General features: G+C 62.4%; 13 protein-coding genes. All 13 read right to left on the bottom strand.

The genetic code is table 11. From position 1 onward, the window contains the following. Window positions 1–2 precede the first annotated feature (2 nt). Window positions 3–1532, bottom strand: a complete 1530-nt coding sequence (gene mmsA, locus J8I29_RS03835; RefSeq protein ID WP_105861881.1) for a multiple monosaccharide ABC transporter ATP-binding protein — start codon at window positions 1530–1532, stop codon at window positions 3–5. A gap of 79 nt (window positions 1533–1611) precedes the next feature. Further along, window positions 1612–2676 carry a multiple monosaccharide ABC transporter substrate-binding protein gene (chvE, locus tag J8I29_RS03830; protein WP_105861880.1) on the bottom strand — a complete coding sequence of 355 codons (1065 nt, stop codon included), beginning with the start codon at window positions 2674–2676 and terminating at the stop codon, window positions 1612–1614. Window positions 2677–3021: 345 nt separating this feature from the next. Continuing rightward, the gene (gene chvE / locus J8I29_RS03825) at window positions 3022–4086 is read right to left on the bottom strand and encodes a multiple monosaccharide ABC transporter substrate-binding protein (RefSeq protein WP_209430702.1); all 1065 of its coding nucleotides are present in this window, start codon (window positions 4084–4086) and stop codon (window positions 3022–3024) included. A gap of 173 nt (window positions 4087–4259) precedes the next feature. Further along, window positions 4260–5288, bottom strand: coding sequence for an L-threonine 3-dehydrogenase (gene tdh, locus J8I29_RS03820; protein ID WP_209430701.1), 1029 nt, complete (start codon window positions 5286–5288; stop codon window positions 4260–4262). 9 nt (window positions 5289–5297) lie between these two features. Further along, complete coding sequence (locus tag J8I29_RS03815) at window positions 5298–5711, bottom strand: type II toxin-antitoxin system VapC family toxin (protein ID WP_209430923.1); 414 nt, start codon at window positions 5709–5711, stop codon at window positions 5298–5300. Next, complete coding sequence (locus tag J8I29_RS03810; protein ID WP_209430700.1) at window positions 5711–5965, bottom strand: type II toxin-antitoxin system Phd/YefM family antitoxin; 255 nt, start codon at window positions 5963–5965, stop codon at window positions 5711–5713. Before J8I29_RS03810 ends, J8I29_RS03815 begins: the two co-directional genes overlap by 1 nt. Before the next feature lie 64 nt (window positions 5966–6029). Continuing rightward, complete coding sequence (locus J8I29_RS03805) at window positions 6030–7226, bottom strand: glycine C-acetyltransferase (RefSeq protein WP_209430699.1); 1197 nt, start codon at window positions 7224–7226, stop codon at window positions 6030–6032. Window positions 7227–7404: 178 nt separating this feature from the next. Beyond that, window positions 7405–8325, bottom strand: a complete 921-nt coding sequence (gene ppk2 / locus J8I29_RS03800; protein WP_105861874.1) for a polyphosphate kinase 2 — start codon at window positions 8323–8325, stop codon at window positions 7405–7407. 136 nt (window positions 8326–8461) lie between these two features. Beyond that, window positions 8462–10060, bottom strand: coding sequence for a GMC family oxidoreductase N-terminal domain-containing protein (locus J8I29_RS03795; protein ID WP_209430698.1), 1599 nt, complete (start codon window positions 10058–10060; stop codon window positions 8462–8464). A 72-nt stretch (window positions 10061–10132) separates the two neighbouring features. Further along, on the bottom strand, window positions 10133–10996 hold the full coding sequence (locus J8I29_RS03790; protein WP_209430697.1) for a metallophosphoesterase: 864 nt from the start codon (window positions 10994–10996) through the stop codon (window positions 10133–10135). A gap of 132 nt (window positions 10997–11128) precedes the next feature. After that, window positions 11129–12025, bottom strand: a complete 897-nt coding sequence (locus J8I29_RS03785) for a metallophosphoesterase (protein WP_209430696.1) — start codon at window positions 12023–12025, stop codon at window positions 11129–11131. Window positions 12026–12223: 198 nt separating this feature from the next. After that, window positions 12224–13609: a 3-deoxy-7-phosphoheptulonate synthase class II gene (locus tag J8I29_RS03780; RefSeq protein ID WP_209430695.1), complete on the bottom strand. Its 1386-nt coding sequence runs from the start codon at window positions 13607–13609 to the stop codon at window positions 12224–12226. Window positions 13610–13867: 258 nt separating this feature from the next. Further along, window positions 13868–15070 (bottom strand): tetratricopeptide repeat protein, encoded by a 1203-nt coding sequence (locus J8I29_RS03775; RefSeq protein ID WP_209430694.1) that lies wholly within the window; start codon window positions 15068–15070, stop codon window positions 13868–13870. Between the last annotated feature and the right edge of the window lie 31 nt (window positions 15071–15101).

The following is a 15101-nucleotide window of genomic DNA, read 5'->3' as shown; positions in this document are numbered from 1 at the left end:
CGTCAATGTCCTTCCGCACGCATGATGGCGCGCATGATCTTTTCTTGGGTGGCCTCGGCCCCGGGGAATTCGCCTACGAAGCGGCCCGCATTCATCACATAGATGCGATCGCACATGCCAAGCAGTTCCGGCATCTCGGAGGAAATCATCAGCACGGCTTTGCCTTCATTCACCATCTCGTTGATGATGCTGTAGATTTCATATTTCGCACCGACATCGATGCCGCGCGTCGGCTCGTCGAGCATCAGCAATTCAGGATTGGAAAACAGCCATTTGGAGAGCACCACCTTCTGCTGATTGCCACCCGACAGGTTCACCGTCTTCTGGAAGACGTTGGGAGAGCGGATGTTCAGCTTGCGCCTGTAGTCGTTGGCCACCCGCAATTCCTTGATGTCGTCGATGACGGAATTCTTCGACACACCTTCCAGGTTGCTGAGCGTGATGTTCTTGATGATGTCCTCTTCCAGGACGAGGCCGAGCTGCTTGCGATCCTCCGTGACATAGGCCAGGCCATTGTCCAGCGCCTTTTGGATGGTCGAAAGATCGACCGGCTTGCCGTGCATCAGGGCCTGGCCGCTGATGCGCTGGCCGTAGGAGTGGCCGAAGATGCTCATGGCAAGCTCCGTCCGCCCTGCGCCCATCAGGCCGGAAATGCCGACGACCTCGCCCTTGCGCACCGTGAAGTTCACGCCCTTGACCACCTGCCGGTCGGAATGCTCGTGATGGTGCACCACCCAGTCCTTGATCTCCAGGACCGGCTCGCCGATCTTGGGCTGGCGGCTGGGATAGCGGTCGGCCATTTCGCGCCCGACCATGCCCTTGATGATGCGGTCCTCGCTGATCGCCTCGTTGCGGCAGTCGAGGGTCTCGATCGAGGCACCGTCGCGGATCACGGTGATCTCGTCGCAGACCTTGGAAATCTCGTTGAGCTTGTGCGAGATCAGGATCGAGGAAATGCCCTGCCGCTTGAACTCCAACAGGAGATCGAGCAGCGCATCGCTGTCGCTTTCGTTGAGGCTGGCCGTCGGCTCGTCCAGAATCAGCAGCTTGACGTCCTTCGACAAGGCCTTGGCGATCTCGACGAGCTGCTGCTTGCCGACGCCGATATTGGTGATGAGCGTGTCCGGTGATTCCTTCAGCCCGACCTTGTCCAGCACCTTGCGGGTCTTGCCATAGGTCAGGGGCCAATCGATCAGGCCGCCGGTGGCCTGCTCATTGCCGAGGAAGATGTTCTCGGCAATGGAAAGCAGCGGCACCAGGGCAAGCTCCTGATGGATGATGATGATGCCGAGCTCTTCGGAATGGCGGATATCCTTGAAACGGCACTCCTGGCCGCGGAAATGGATCTCCCCTTCGTAGGAGCCGTAGGGATAGACCCCGCTCAGCACCTTCATCAGGGTTGATTTGCCGGCGCCATTTTCGCCGACCACGCCATGAATTTCGCCCTCGTTGACCGTGAGGTTGACGTTGCTGAGCGCCTTGACCCCCGGAAAGGTCTTGGTGATGCCCCGCATTTCCAGGATGGCTGTCATAGTGGATGACCTGTGAAAAGGGCGGCCGGCACCGTGGTGCCAGCCGCCCGATACCCTAACATGGTTTAAGGACGACCACTTACTTCAGCTGGTCTTCCTTGTAGTACCCGCCATCGACGAGCACCTGCTTCCAATTGTCCTTGGTGACCAAAACGGGCTTGAGCAGATAGGTCGGCACGACCTTCTTGCCGTTGTCGTAGCTCTTGGTGTCGTTGATCTCGGGCTTGCCGCCGGAGAGCACGGCATCGACCATGTCGACCGACACCTTGGCGAGCTGGCGCGTATCCTTGTAGATCGTCGAGTACTGGTCGCCGGCGATGATCGCCTTGACCGAGGCGACTTCCGCGTCCTGACCCGAGATGAAGGGCATGGGCTTGTCGCCCGAGCCGTAGCCGGCCGCCTTCAGAGAGGCGATGATGCCGCGCGACAGGCCGTCATAGGGAGACAGGACCGCATCGACCTTCTTGTCGGTGTAGAAGGCGGAGAGAAGGTTGTCCATGCGCGACTGGGCGAGCGAACCGTCCCAGCGCAGCGTGCCGACCTTGTCCATGCCTGCCTGCTTGGACTGCACCACCAGCTTGCCGCTGTCGATATAGGGCTGCAGGACCGACATGGCGCCGTTGTAGAAGAAGAAGGCGTTGTTGTCGTCCGGCGAGCCGCCGAACAGCTCGATGTTGAAGGGCCCCTTGCCGTCCTTGAGGCCGAGAGCCGTCTCCAGCGACTGCGCCTGCAGCACGCCGACCTGGAAATTGTCGAAGGTGGCGTAATAGTCGACATTCTCCGAATTGCGGATCAGACGGTCATAGGCGATGACCTTCACGCCCTTGGCGGCAGCTTCCTTGAGCACGTCGGCGAGCGTGGTGCCGTCGATCGAGGCGATCACCAGCACCTTGTCGCCCTTGGTCAGCATGTTCTCGATCTGGGCGAGCTGGTTGGGAATGTCGTCGTCGGCATATTGCAGATCGGTGGCATAGCCCTTGGCCTGCAGCTGCTTGACGACATTGTTGCCGTCGTCGATCCAGCGCTCCGAAGTCTTGGTCGGCATGGCGATGCCGACAGGCCCCTTATCCTGAGCAAGGGCCGGCGACGCGACGGTCATCGCGCCGAAGGCGGCAGCCAAAAGCAAGGATTTGAACAATTTCACGTCTCTCTCCCAAGTTGACGTTTTCCCGGTCCGGGACGGACCGGTTCTAGAAAATAGCCCCTCAGCCGATATCGGGAATCGAAGTGGTCCCAATGGGATCTCTTCTCATCTCCAAGGCATGGCGGAATGCGTCCATAACTATGCCGCCTGGAGATGCCTCTTCCAGTCAGGCTCAGAATTCATAAGAGCTTTCCAATGCTTGTCAATTGGTATTACAATTAGCAAACAGATGATGCGCCACCGTCCTTCAGGAGCGACGGTGGCGCGTCTCGTCATCGCAGGTCAATCCGTCAGGGCGAACGGCCGGCGTTGCGGTCGCTGGTTACCGTTCGATGTCCCGAGCCCCTATTTCAACTGATCTTCCTTATAGTAGCCGCTGTCGACCAGCACCTGTTTCCAGTTGTCCTTGGTGACCAAAACGGGCTTGAGCAGATAGGTCGGCACGACCTTCTTGCCGTTGTCGTAGCTCTTGGTGTCGTTGATCTCGGGCTTGCCGCCGGAGAGCACGGCATCGACCATGCCGACCGACACCTTTGCCAATTCACGGGTGTCCTTGAAAACGGTGGAATACTGGTCGCCGGCGATGATCGCCTTGACCGAGGCGACTTCCGCGTCCTGACCCGAGATGAAGGGGATCGGCTTGTCGCCCGAGCCGTAGCCGGCCGCCTTCAGAGAGGCGATGATGCCGTGGGCGAGGGTGTCGTTCGGGGAGAGAACGGCGTCGATTTTCTTGTCGGTGTAGAAGGCGGAGAGAAGGTTGTCCATGCGCGACTGGGCGAGCGAACCGTCCCAGTTCAGCGTGCCGACCTTGTCCATGCCCATCTGCTTGGACTGCACCACCAGCTTGCCGCTGTCGATATAGGGCTGCAGGACCGACATGGCGCCGTTGTAGAAGAAGAAGGCGTTGTTGTCGTCCGGCGAGCCGCCGAACAGCTCGATGTTGAAGGGCCCCTTGCCGTCCTTGAGGCCGAGAGCCGTCTCCAGCGACTGCGCCTGCAGCACGCCGACCTGGAAATTGTCGAAGGTGGCGTAATAGTCGACATTCTCCGAATTGCGGATCAGACGGTCATAGGCGATGACCTTCACGCCCTTGGCAGCCGCCGCCTTGAGAGCATCTGCCAGGGTGGTGCCGTCGATCGCCGCGATCACCAGCACCTTGTCGCCCTTGGTCAGCATGTTCTCGATCTGGGCGAGCTGGCCGGGAATATCGCCATTGGCATATTGCAGATCGGCCCCGTACCCCTTGGCTTCGAGCTGCTTGACGACGTTCTTGCCGTCGTCGATCCAGCGCTCGACCGTCTTGTCCGGCATGGCGATGCCGACGGTCTCCTTGTCCTGCGCCAAGGCCGGCGCCGCGAGAACGCCGGCAGCCAGGGCGCTCGCCAGACATAGTTTTTGAAACAAACCCATAATGCCTCCCGATTTCATGAGTTACGTACCTCAATTTTTCGTCATTGCAGTCGTCGATTGTCTCATTGCAATGGTTTGACGAATGATAAATTAGTACCTCTGCGAGTCAACGATCGATGATGGACGGACCTCATGGATCGCTATGACCGGCATAAGATCGCCGTCGGCTCCTTTCACCCCCAGTCGAGCACGATCTTGCCGCACTCGCCCCGCGCCATCGTCTCGAAGCCCTGGAGATAGTCGGCGACGGGCAGGCGATGGGTGATTACAGGGCGGATGTTGAGCCCGCTCTGCAGCATGGCCAGCATCTTGTGCCAGGTCTCGAACATCTCGCGGCCATAGATGCCTTTGATCGTCAGCATCTTGAAGACGATCTTGTTCCAGTCCACGGCGAAGGGCGTGGCAGGAATGCCCAGCATGGCGATCTTGGAGCCCATCAGCATGACGTCGAGCATCTGCTGGAAGGCCACCGGCGCGCCGCTCATCTCCAGGCCGACATCGAAGCCTTCCTTCATCTTCAGGCGGCTCATCACATCGCGCAGATCTTCCTTGGCGACATTGACCGGCACGACATCAGCCACCTTGGCGGCAAGGTCCAGGCGAACGGGGTTGATGTCGGTGATCACCACATGGCGCGCGCCGGCATGGCGGGCCACGGCCCCCGCCATGATGCCGATCGGGCCGGCGCCGGTGATCAGCACGTCCTCGCCGACGAGATCGAAGGACAGCGCCGTGTGCACGGCATTGCCGAGCGGATCGAGGATGGCGCCCAGTTCGTCGTCGACCTCCTCGGGCAGCGGCACGATGTTGAAGGCCGGCACCTTCACATATTCGGCGAAGGCGCCGGGCATGTTGACGCCGATGCCGCGCGTGTCGGGATCGAGATGGAAGCGCCCTGCCCGCGTCGCCCGGCTCTTCATGCCGATGACGTGACCTTCACCGGACACGCGCTCGCCGATCTTGAGGCTATGCACGGCCGAGCCGATCTCGACGATCTCGCCGGCATATTCATGGCCGACGATCATCGGCACGGGCACCGTCTTCTGTGCCCAGGCATCCCATTTGTAGATGTGGATGTCGGTACCGCAAATCCCGGTTTTCCGCACCTTCACCAGGACGTCGTTGGGTCCGAGTTCGGGCATCGGCTCATTGTCCGAGAACCAAAGGCCGGGTTCGGGCTTGGACTTGACGAGGGCTTTCATGGGAGGCCTTCAGGCTTGCCAGGGGTTGAAGACAGGAACGCCGAGGGGGCTAAAATCGGCGACGTTTCGGGTGACCATGGTCAGGCCATGCTCCAAGGCCGTGGCCGCGATCATTGCATCACGTTCTGGACGTCGGTCCGGGACATGCAGGCGTGCACATATCTGCGCGGTCCGAAATCCGAACTGCAAAATCCGACCGTCATAGCTGGGCTCGACCTTGCCAACCAACCAGTTGCGGAGGATTCCGCCTTGCGCCGGATCACAGCGTTCGATCGACAACACGCCAATTTCGAGTTCCATCATCGTAATCGCGGAGATGAATTGTCTCGATTTGGCGGTGGCGCGAGCCCATTCAACAAGTTTCGGCGCGGCAAGATGGGGACGACGCAACTGACACAGGACATGGGTATCCAGCAGGAACATCAATCGAATACCGGCTCCCTGCGCACGATCTCACGCAATCGCGGGGGCTCGAAATCGAAATCCGCTTCCGGCTCGTCCTGGCGGAGTAGATCGACGATGCTCGGCTCTTGCCCAACAAGACGCTGATATTCCTCATGTTTCAACAACACGAAGGCGGGCTTGCCGCGATCGGTGATCAAGAGCGGCCCCTCCTCAGCGGCACGCTTGGCTTTGCCGATGTCGTGATTGAACTCGCGGCTGCTCATATGTTTCATCGAATACCTCCGCAAGAAATGTAGTTACAATACTACATCCTGCAACACCAATCACGCGAAAAGATCAGATCACGCCCAAAGCTTTCCCGGCATCGGCAAAGGCGTCGATGGCAAAATCGATATCGGCCTGCGTGAGCCCGGCCGACATCTGGGTGCGGATGCGCGCCCTGCCCTTCGGCACCACCGGGAAGAAGAAGCCGGCGACATAGACGCCGCGCTCGTCGAGGGCCCGGGCCATCTCCTGGGCGCGGCGCGCGTCGTGCAGCATCACCGGGATGATCGGCGTCTCGCCCTGCAGGAGTTCGAAGCCTGCCTTCTCCAGCCCCGCACGGAAGCGCCTGGTGTTGGCGAAGAGCTTCTCGCGCAGATCATCGCCGGCCTGAGCCAATTCGATCGCCTTCATCGAGCCGGCCGCGACCGGGGGAGCCAGCGAGTTGGAGAACAGATAGGGGCGCGCGCGCTGGCGCAGGAGATCGATGATCGGCTGGCTGGCGGCGACATAGCCGCCCATCGCTCCACCAAGGGCCTTGCCCAGCGTGCCTGTGAGGATATCGACCTTGTCCTCTACCCCGGCGCGGGCGGGCGTGCCGCGCCCCTCGGGGCCGATGAAGCCGGTCGCATGGCAATCATCCACCATCACATTCGCCCCATAGCGCCCGGCGAGTTCCGTAAGCGTCTTCAGATCGGCGAGATAGCCGTCCATCGAGAAGACGCCGTCGGTCGCGATCAAGATGTGGCGGGCATTGTCGGCGCGGGCCGCCTGCAGCTGCACTTCGAGATCGTTCATGTCGCCATTGGCGAAGCGATAGCGCTTGGCCTTGCACAGGCGCACGCCATCGATGATCGAAGCATGGTTCAGACTGTCGGAGACGATGGCATCCTCGGCGCCGAGCAGCGGTTCGAACACCCCGCCATTGGCGTCGAAGCAGGCGGCGAAGAGAATCGCATCGTCCTTGTTGAGATAACGGGCGATGGTGCGCTCGAGTTCGCGATGCAGGGTCTGCGTGCCGCAGATGAAGCGCACCGAGGCCATGCCGAAGCCATGGCCGTCCATCGCCTGCTTGGCGGTGGCGATGATCTCGGGATTGTCGGCAAGGCCGAGATAGTTGTTGGCGCATAGATTGAGCATCGGCCGCCGTCCGGCCTCGGCGGCCACTTCGATGCGGGCGCGCTGCGGGCCGGCAATCTCGCGTTCGCTCTTCCACAAGCCGTCCCTGGCGATTTCCGTCAGGGTGGATTTGACATGATCGATGAGCGACATCGGGCGGCTCCCTTGTACCTGTTTGGGCTCACAGGCCTAAGCCAAAACCGACCGCGCTTCAAATGATGAGATCATGCCAAAAGCGGATGGCGCCCCGCTTCGGCCGGCCGCGAAGCGAGGCGCCACGATGACGGGCGACGTCCCTGGCCTTGTCGCCCACACTCGGGGCAAAAATGCTTCAGAACACGTTCGGCACATACATTTCCGAGGGTACGGGATGGCGCACATAATCCTCGTGGCGCTCCCGCTCGGGCAGGACGACCGGCGGATGCTCGACCTGGCCATAGGGAATCTGGCTGAGCAGATGGCTGATGCAGTTGAGGCGCGCGCGCTTCTTGTCCACGGCCTCGACCACCCACCAGGGTGCCTCGGGAATATGGGTGCGTTCCAGCATCACTTCCTTGGCCCTGGTATAGTCTTCCCAGCGCCGGCGCGATTCCACGTCCATCGGGCTCAGCTTCCACTGTTTGAGCGGATCCTGGATACGCATGTTGAAGCGGAATTCCTGCTCCTCGTCGGTGATCGAGAACCAGTATTTCAACAGGATGATGCCCGAGCGCACCAGCATGCGCTCGAATTCGGGCACGGAGCGGAAGAACTCCTCATATTCGGCATCGGTGCAAAAGCCCATGACATGCTCGACGCCTGCCCGGTTGTACCAGCTGCGGTCGAACAGCACCATCTCGCCGCCGGCCGGCAGATGGGCGACATAACGCTGGAAATACCACTGCGTGCGCTCACGCTCGTTGGGCGCCGGCAAGGCGGCCACGCGACAGATGCGCGGATTGAGGCGCTGGGTGATGCGCTTGATCACGCCGCCCTTGCCCGCGGAATCGCGCCCTTCGAACAGCACCACCACCCGCAGCTTGTGGTGCTGGATCCAGTCCTGCAGCTCGACCAGTTCGTGCTGCAGGCGGAAGAGCTCGCGGAAATAGATCTTGCGATCGAGCGTATCGCGCTCCTCCAGCTCGGGTGCATCCCCCAGAATGCGGTCGAGGCGTGCCTCTTCCAGCTCCAATTCGAGTTCTTCATCATATCCATCGGCGATTTCTTGCCGGATACGGTCGAGATTGGGTCTGCTATCCGCTGGCGTCGTCATGCGAATACTCCTTGCGAGAAGGCCGTTCCGATCGGCCAGGCATGTCTCGGGCGCCATAGGCCCATGCTTTCGTGAAGCGCGTAGTGCAGGAATATTTCAGTTATGTGACACGTCCGGCAAGCTCCTCGCCGGGCGGTCAGCCCGTCTTCAGCCACTCCACGGCGCGATGGGCGATGGCCATCACCGGGGCATTGGTATTGGCGCTGACGATCTCGGGCATCACCGAGCAGTCGAATACGCGCAAGCCCTCGACGCCGCGCACACGCAGCTGGGAATCGAGGACCGCCATCGGATCATCGTCCCGTCCCATGCGCGCCGTGCCGACGGGGTGGTAGTTGGTCTTGACCATACGCTTGCAATGGGCGTGCAAATCGGCGTCGGAAACCTTGTCGGCACCCGGCAGCATCTCATGGGAGATCTTCTCCTTGATCGGCGAAGTGTCAAGGAAGGAACGGGCAAAACGCAGGCCCGCGATCATCAGCCTGATATCCTCGGGATGTTTGAGGAAACCGCCGTCGACAACCGGCGGCTCGAGCGGATCCGCCGAACGCAGCCTCACCGTCCCTCGCGATTTCGGCCTGAGCAGGCAGGTGGTGAAGGTCACACCGTCGCAGGCGGTGACATCGGTGATGTCGCGGTCGAGATAGACAGTCGGCACGCAATAGATCTTCAGCGATGCATCGGCCTGCGGGTCGTCGGGATTGGTGAAGACGCAGGCCTCCACGCCCGTGGTGGTTACCGGCCCCCGCTTGCGCAGGAGATAGTCGAGGCCGTTGCGGATCATGTTCCAGCCCTTGTCCTGGCCGAAATAGCCGTAGCGACCGTTGGAGGCGGCGATCACCGGCACCTCGCAATGATCCTGCAGGTTCTCTCCCACCCCCGGCAGGTCAACCCGGGGCTTGATGCCGTGGCGCAGGAGATGGTCGGCCGGGCCGATGCCTGACAGCATCAGGAGCTTGGGCGTGACATAGGTGCCGGCGGCGAGGATCACCGTGGCGGCGGACGCTCTCTGGGTTCGGCCTCCCTCGACATAGTCCACACCCGTGCAGCGGTTCCCCTCGATGACGAGGCGCGTCACGATCGCTTCGGTGGTGATGGTCAGACGTTCGTCGCCGCGCACCAGCGGCAGGAAGGCATCCACGGCCGAGCAGCGGCGCTTCGTCGCCGGATCCATGGTGCCCTGCATGAGGCCCACGCCGCGCTGGCGTCCGGAATTGAAGTCGGGGTTGAGCGGCTCGCCCAGAGACGGAAGCGCTTCCAGGAAGGCCCTGGTCATCTCGCAGGTATAGAGCGGCCTGGTGACCTTGAGCGGACCGGCGGTGCCATGCACCGGCGTGTCGAGATCGGCATTGCCTTCCATTGCGATGAAATGCGGAAGGATATCGGCATAGCGCCAGCCTTCCGCCCCGTAATTGTCGGCCCAATTGTCATAATCGGCCGGCTGGCCGCGCATATAGACCATGGCATTGACCGAGGAACCGCCGCCAAGCACCCGCCCCTGCGGCACGATGGTCGCGCGCCCGTCGAGCTGGGGCTGGCGCTCCATCCTATGCATGGTGAGATAGGTGTCCTTGGCCAGATATTTCATGTAGCCGGCCGGCATATGCATGATCGGATTCATGCGGGCGGGGCCGGCTTCCAGCATCAATACGCGCTGGCCGAGATCGCGCACGAGCCGCATGGCTGTCACGCAGCCAGACGAGCCGCCGCCGACGATGATGGTGTCGTAAGTCATTGCGATCAGAACCCGCCCCAATTGTCAGACGAGTTCGTTGTGTTTCACAACTTTGGCAGGAGTGCAAACGGATTAGGCCTCGGACGCCGGCAGCCCCGCCCCCAGGGTGATCATCACGATCTCGGGCGGCACGCCGAAGCGCACCGGCAGGCCCGTCATGCCAAGGCCACCCGAGACGACGAGGTGGCGATCCCCCTCGACGATATGGCCATAGGCAAAGCGGTTGCCATAGCGCGAGGGAACATGAATCACTCCGATGCCGGGCAGGACCACCTGCCCGCCATGCGTATGACCGCAGACCGTCAGGCCAATATGATCGGGCACGTCGACGAAGATGTCCGGCTCATGCGCCAGCAGGATCGCCGGGGCGGCGTCGCCTACCTTGGCGAGCGTGCCCGGCAGGTCGTCGAGGCCGTAATTGCCGTCGCCGAGGCCGAGCAGCCAGAAGGGCCGCCCGTCCTTCTCGAGCCGCAGCACCGCATTCTCCATCACATGGATGCCGTTGGCTCTGAAGGCACGGCGGACATTGTCGCCATCATGCCAGCCGATATCGTGATTGCCGAGCACGGCATGCACGTCGAGCGGCGCGCGCAGGACCGAGAGCGCCCTGGCGCATTCCGACATCGGCACGAAGGAGCCGACACCGAAGCGCCCCATGCCCGCCTCGTAGTCGCCTGCCAGCAGCACGATGTCGGGCTTGAGGGCATTGGTGGTGAGGGCGATCTGCTCGATATGGGCGGGTGTCATCCAGGGATTGATGGCATGGATGTCGGCGAGCACGGCGATGCGCAGCGTCGGGCCGCTTCTCCATTGGGGCGGTGCGACTTGGTACTGCGTCACCAGCAACCGTCGTGGTTCGACCCCGAAGGCATAGCCGCCGAACAGGAGGGGTGTGGCAAGGCCGGCCTTGAGGAGGAAATTGCGTCTGGAGAGCATGCGGAACCGTGGATATTTCAACGAACGAAACAATCTTCGCGCATCTTTGTGGCGCCGCAGCAGCAACGATATGCAGGAGCGATGGAAAGAAAGCGCAATCGCCATGCGCAAGCCGAGCACGAGGTGCTCGGCCTAACTCACCGGTGAGCCGCCGCCATCCAGCGTGATCATCACGATCTCCGGCGGTACGCCGAAACGTACCGGCACCCCGGTCATGCCGAGGCCACCCGAGACGACAAGGTGGCGGTTGTCTTCGACGATGTGGCCATAGGCGAAACGCCTGCCATAGCGGGAGGGCACGCCTCTCGGGCCATAGAACGGGAAACTGACCTGCCCGCCATGCGTGTGTCCGCAGACCGTCAGGGCAATGCGGCGTTCGCGATCCAGATGCGCCAGCTCGGCAAAAATGTCCGGTTCATGGGCGAGCAGGATCGCGGGCGAGTCATCGCTCATTTGGGCTAGCGTGCCCGGCAGGTCGTCGAGCCTCCTATGATGGATCCCTCCCCACTGATCTCCCAAGCCGAGCAGCCAGAGGCCTCTCCCTGTCTTCTCCAGCCGGACCGCCACATTCTCCATGACGGGAATGCCATGCGCGGCGAAGGCGCGCCGGACATTGTCGCCACCCTTGCCACGCCGTCCCAGATCGTGATTGCCGAGCACGGCATGCACGCCCAGGGGCGCGCGAAGCAGCGAGAGCGCTCTGGCGCAATCCTCCATCGAGACATAGGAGCCGACACCATAGAGCGGCATGCTGGCCTCGTAGTCGCCGGCCAGCAGCACGATGTCGGGCTCGAGGGCGTTGGTGGCGCGCGCAATCCGCTCGATGTGGGCAGGGCTCATCCAAGGATTGATGGCGTGGATGTCGGCGAGCACGGCGATCCTGAGGACCAGTCCGGAAGGCCAATTGCCGGACGAGATTCGGTAGCGTGTCGTCACAAGACGCTGCGGCTCGACGCCGAAGGCGTAGCCGCCTGACAGGAAAGGCGTGGCGAGGCCGGCTTTGAGCAGGAAACGGCGTCTGGATAGCATCGGGATCCACGGGGCTAGCGTTGCTTGGCAAAGCAACCCTGCCGCATGGATGTGATGCGCAAATCGGCGATGGATGCAGGATCGAAGGAAAGTCGGCGCAATCTCGGCTGTGAAGGGCAGAAAAGCCAAGAGGCGGGCCAACGGACCCGCCTCTTCACATCTTGATCTTCCGGTCGGGATGGAATGACAGTGCGCGCGTCACTCCGCCGCGATGATACTCGGCCTAACTTGGCCGGAACGTTCCTTCTTGACCAGATCCGCCACCATGAAGGCGACTTCGATGGCCTGCTCGGCATTGAGGCGCGGATCGCAATGGGTGTGGTAGCGATCCGCGAGATCGGCCTCGCTCACGGCACGGGCCCCGCCGGTGCATTCGGTGACGTTCTTGCCGGTCATCTCCAGATGCAGGCCGCCGGCATAGGTGCCTTCGGCCTGGTGCACGGCAAAGAAGCTCTTGATCTCGCCGGTGATCTGGTCGAACGGCCGAGTCTTGTAGCCGTTCATCGCCTTCACCGTATTGCCATGCATCGGGTCGCAGGACCACACCACCGAACGGCCCTCTCGCTTCACGGCGCGGATGAGCTCGGGCAGATGCTGCTCGACCTTGTCATGGCCGAAGCGCGCGATCAGGGTCAGGCGGCCCGGCTCGTTTTCGGGGTTGAGGATGTCGATCAGCTTGATCAGCTCGTCGGGCTTGAGCGACGGGCCGCATTTCAGGCCGATCGGATTCTTGACGCCACGGAAGAACTCGACATGGGCATGATCGAGCTGGCGCGTGCGGTCGCCGATCCAGATGAAGTGGCCCGAGGTCGCATAGGGATCGCCCGAAGTGGAATCGATGCGCGTCATCGCCTGCTCATAGCCGAGCAGCAGGGCCTCGTGGCTGGTATAGAAATCGGTGATGCGCATCTCCGGATGCAATTCCGGGTCGATGCCGCAGGCGCGCATGAAGTCGAGCGTCTCGGTGATGCGTTCGGCCAGGGCCTGGTATTTCGAGCTCTGCGGCGAGTCCTTGACGAAGCTGAGCATCCACTGGTGTACATGGGCGAGATTGGCATAGCCGCCGGTGGCGAAGGCGCGCAGCAGGTTGAGCGTCGCCGCCGACTGGCGATAGGCCTCGAGCTGGCGGCGCGGATCGGGAATGCGCGCCTCGGCCGTGAATTCGGTGCCGTTGACGATGTCGCCACGATAGACCGGCAGCTCGATCTCGCCGACCTTCTCGGTGGGCGCCGAGCGCGGCTTGGCGAACTGGCCGGCGATGCGGCCGACTTTCACCACCGGCGAGGAGCCGGCGAAGGTGAGCACCACCGCCATCTGCAGGAAGACGCGGAAGAAGTCGCGGATGTTGTCGGCGCCGTGCTCGGCGAAGCTCTCGGCGCAGTCGCCGCCCTGGAGCAGGAAGGCCTCGCCGGCCGCCACCTTGGCGAGCTGGCGCTTGAGCTTGCGTGCTTCACCGGCAAAAACCAGCGGAGGGAAAGTCGCGAGCGTCGCCTCGACGTCGTTGAGGGCCTTTTCGTCAGGATAGACGGGCGACTGCTGGATGGGTCTGGAACGCCAGCTCTGCGGTGTCCAACGCTCGGACATGAGTATACTTCCTGTTCTCAGGGCGAGCCGGCAATAGCCGCCCAGCACGACGACGATACTTTCACGGGGCCGGCGTTTTCCGGCGAAGGCCGGTTCTATACGCGTCCGGCAGACGGAAAACCAGCGTAAAACCGTGGCTTTTCGCCCCATTCACGAAATTTTCGGGCATGTTCAGGCCGTTTTAGCCAAATCAAGAGGCGCGTGCGATTCCAAGCCGCTCGAGATCGGCTTTTTCCGCGACCGCTGGCATCCCTGCTCTCAATTCTCCCGTCCCGCCAGGACCTTGAGGGCCTTCAAGGTCTCCCGATTGAGGGTGCCGTTGGTCTTGCCGCTGTAGAGGCCACGATCGACCAGTATCGACTGTACTTCCACACGGGTGTCCAGACTCCAGGCGCCCCAATGGTCGGTGAGCTGGTTGAAGCTGTATTCGTTGCCGGCTGCCAGCGCGCGCATCAGCCACAGCGCTGCCGCCTTCCCGTCGGCCGCGATGCCCGTGCCATTGGCATAGGCGAAAGCCAGGCCGGCCATGCCGTCGGTATTGCCGCGATCGGCGGCAAGGCGATAATAGGTGACCGACTTGGCTTCATCCTTGGGCACGCCGTCGCCGCTGAGATAGGCATAGGCGATCTTCACCAGGGCATCGTCGTCGCCCTGGTCGGCTGCGGCCTGGAACAGCGCCACTGCCTTGGCGCCATCCTTCGGCACGCCCTGTCCGCTCTGATAGGCCAAAGCGAGGTTGCGGGCGCCCGCCGGATCGCCCTTGTCGGCCGCCTCTTGGAATTGCCGGGCCGCTTCCGCCAAATCCTGGGCAACGCCCTCGCCATCCCGATAGAGAAAGCCGAGATTGACGTTGGCGGCGGCCAGTCCCGCCTCCGCCGCCTTCTTGTAGAGCGCCAGGGCTTGCGCCGGATCGGCTTTCACGCCGCGCCCGACCTGATATTGATAGGCCAGGGAGTTGAGGCAGTCTGCGTCGCCCTTGTCGGCGCAGAGCTTGAACAGGCGGTTCGCCTCGGCGTCATTGCTCGGGACGCCGACACCGTCGCGTTCGCGCACCCCGGCCGAGAAGGCTGCGATCAGGCTGCCGAGATCGGCCGCCTTGCGATAGGCCTCGAGGGCAGCCGCATCATTGCCGAGCTTTTCCTGGGCACGCCCGAGCTGGAACTGGAAGCGCGCAACGGCAGGGTAGCGGCTGACGGCCTCCCGGCAGCGCGCCAGAGCCAGCGCGCCGTCGAGCGCCTCCATGGCGACGCCATCCACGACCTTCTGGCTGTCCTCGGGGCTGGCCGCCAGGCGATCGCAATCGGTGACGGCTTCCTCCGCCTGGGGCTGGGCTGGCACAGCGCGCAAGGGAGGAACATGCCGCCCGTGGGGCGGGGTGAGATTGAGTGCAGAGGCCGCGTTCGCAAGCACGATCATGCCAGCGGCCAGCGTGCCGAAAATCACCACAGGAGCCCGCATCATGCCCTCCCCGAACCGCCTGCCCGCCGCCCTC

Origin of the sequence: Labrys sp. LIt4 (assembly GCF_017813775.1) — a bacterium.
In the GTDB taxonomy this organism is placed as follows: domain Bacteria; phylum Pseudomonadota; class Alphaproteobacteria; order Rhizobiales; family Labraceae; genus Labrys; species Labrys okinawensis_A.
Note: the sequence above shows the minus strand (reverse complement) of the source record. Positions and strands in the feature narration are given on the sequence as shown.

Coding starts and splice junctions, on each gene's coding strand:
- mmsA (WP_105861881.1), bottom strand. CDS start 1,532: ATGACAGCCATCCTGGAAATGCGGGGCATCACCAAGACCTTTCCGGGG.
- chvE (WP_209430702.1), bottom strand. CDS start 4,086: ATGGGTTTGTTTCAAAAACTATGTCTGGCGAGCGCCCTGGCTGCCGGC.
- tdh (WP_209430701.1), bottom strand. CDS start 5,288: ATGAAAGCCCTCGTCAAGTCCAAGCCCGAACCCGGCCTTTGGTTCTCG.
- J8I29_RS03815 (WP_209430923.1), bottom strand. CDS start 5,711: ATGTTCCTGCTGGATACCCATGTCCTGTGTCAGTTGCGTCGTCCCCAT.
- J8I29_RS03810 (WP_209430700.1), bottom strand. CDS start 5,965: ATGAAACATATGAGCAGCCGCGAGTTCAATCACGACATCGGCAAAGCC.
- J8I29_RS03805 (WP_209430699.1), bottom strand. CDS start 7,226: ATGTCGCTCATCGATCATGTCAAATCCACCCTGACGGAAATCGCCAGG.
- ppk2 (WP_105861874.1), bottom strand. CDS start 8,325: ATGACGACGCCAGCGGATAGCAGACCCAATCTCGACCGTATCCGGCAA.
- J8I29_RS03795 (WP_209430698.1), bottom strand. CDS start 10,060: ATGACTTACGACACCATCATCGTCGGCGGCGGCTCGTCTGGCTGCGTG.
- J8I29_RS03790 (WP_209430697.1), bottom strand. CDS start 10,996: ATGCTCTCCAGACGCAATTTCCTCCTCAAGGCCGGCCTTGCCACACCC.
- J8I29_RS03785 (WP_209430696.1), bottom strand. CDS start 12,025: ATGCTATCCAGACGCCGTTTCCTGCTCAAAGCCGGCCTCGCCACGCCT.
- J8I29_RS03780 (WP_209430695.1), bottom strand. CDS start 13,609: ATGTCCGAGCGTTGGACACCGCAGAGCTGGCGTTCCAGACCCATCCAG.
- J8I29_RS03775 (WP_209430694.1), bottom strand. CDS start 15,070: ATGATGCGGGCTCCTGTGGTGATTTTCGGCACGCTGGCCGCTGGCATG.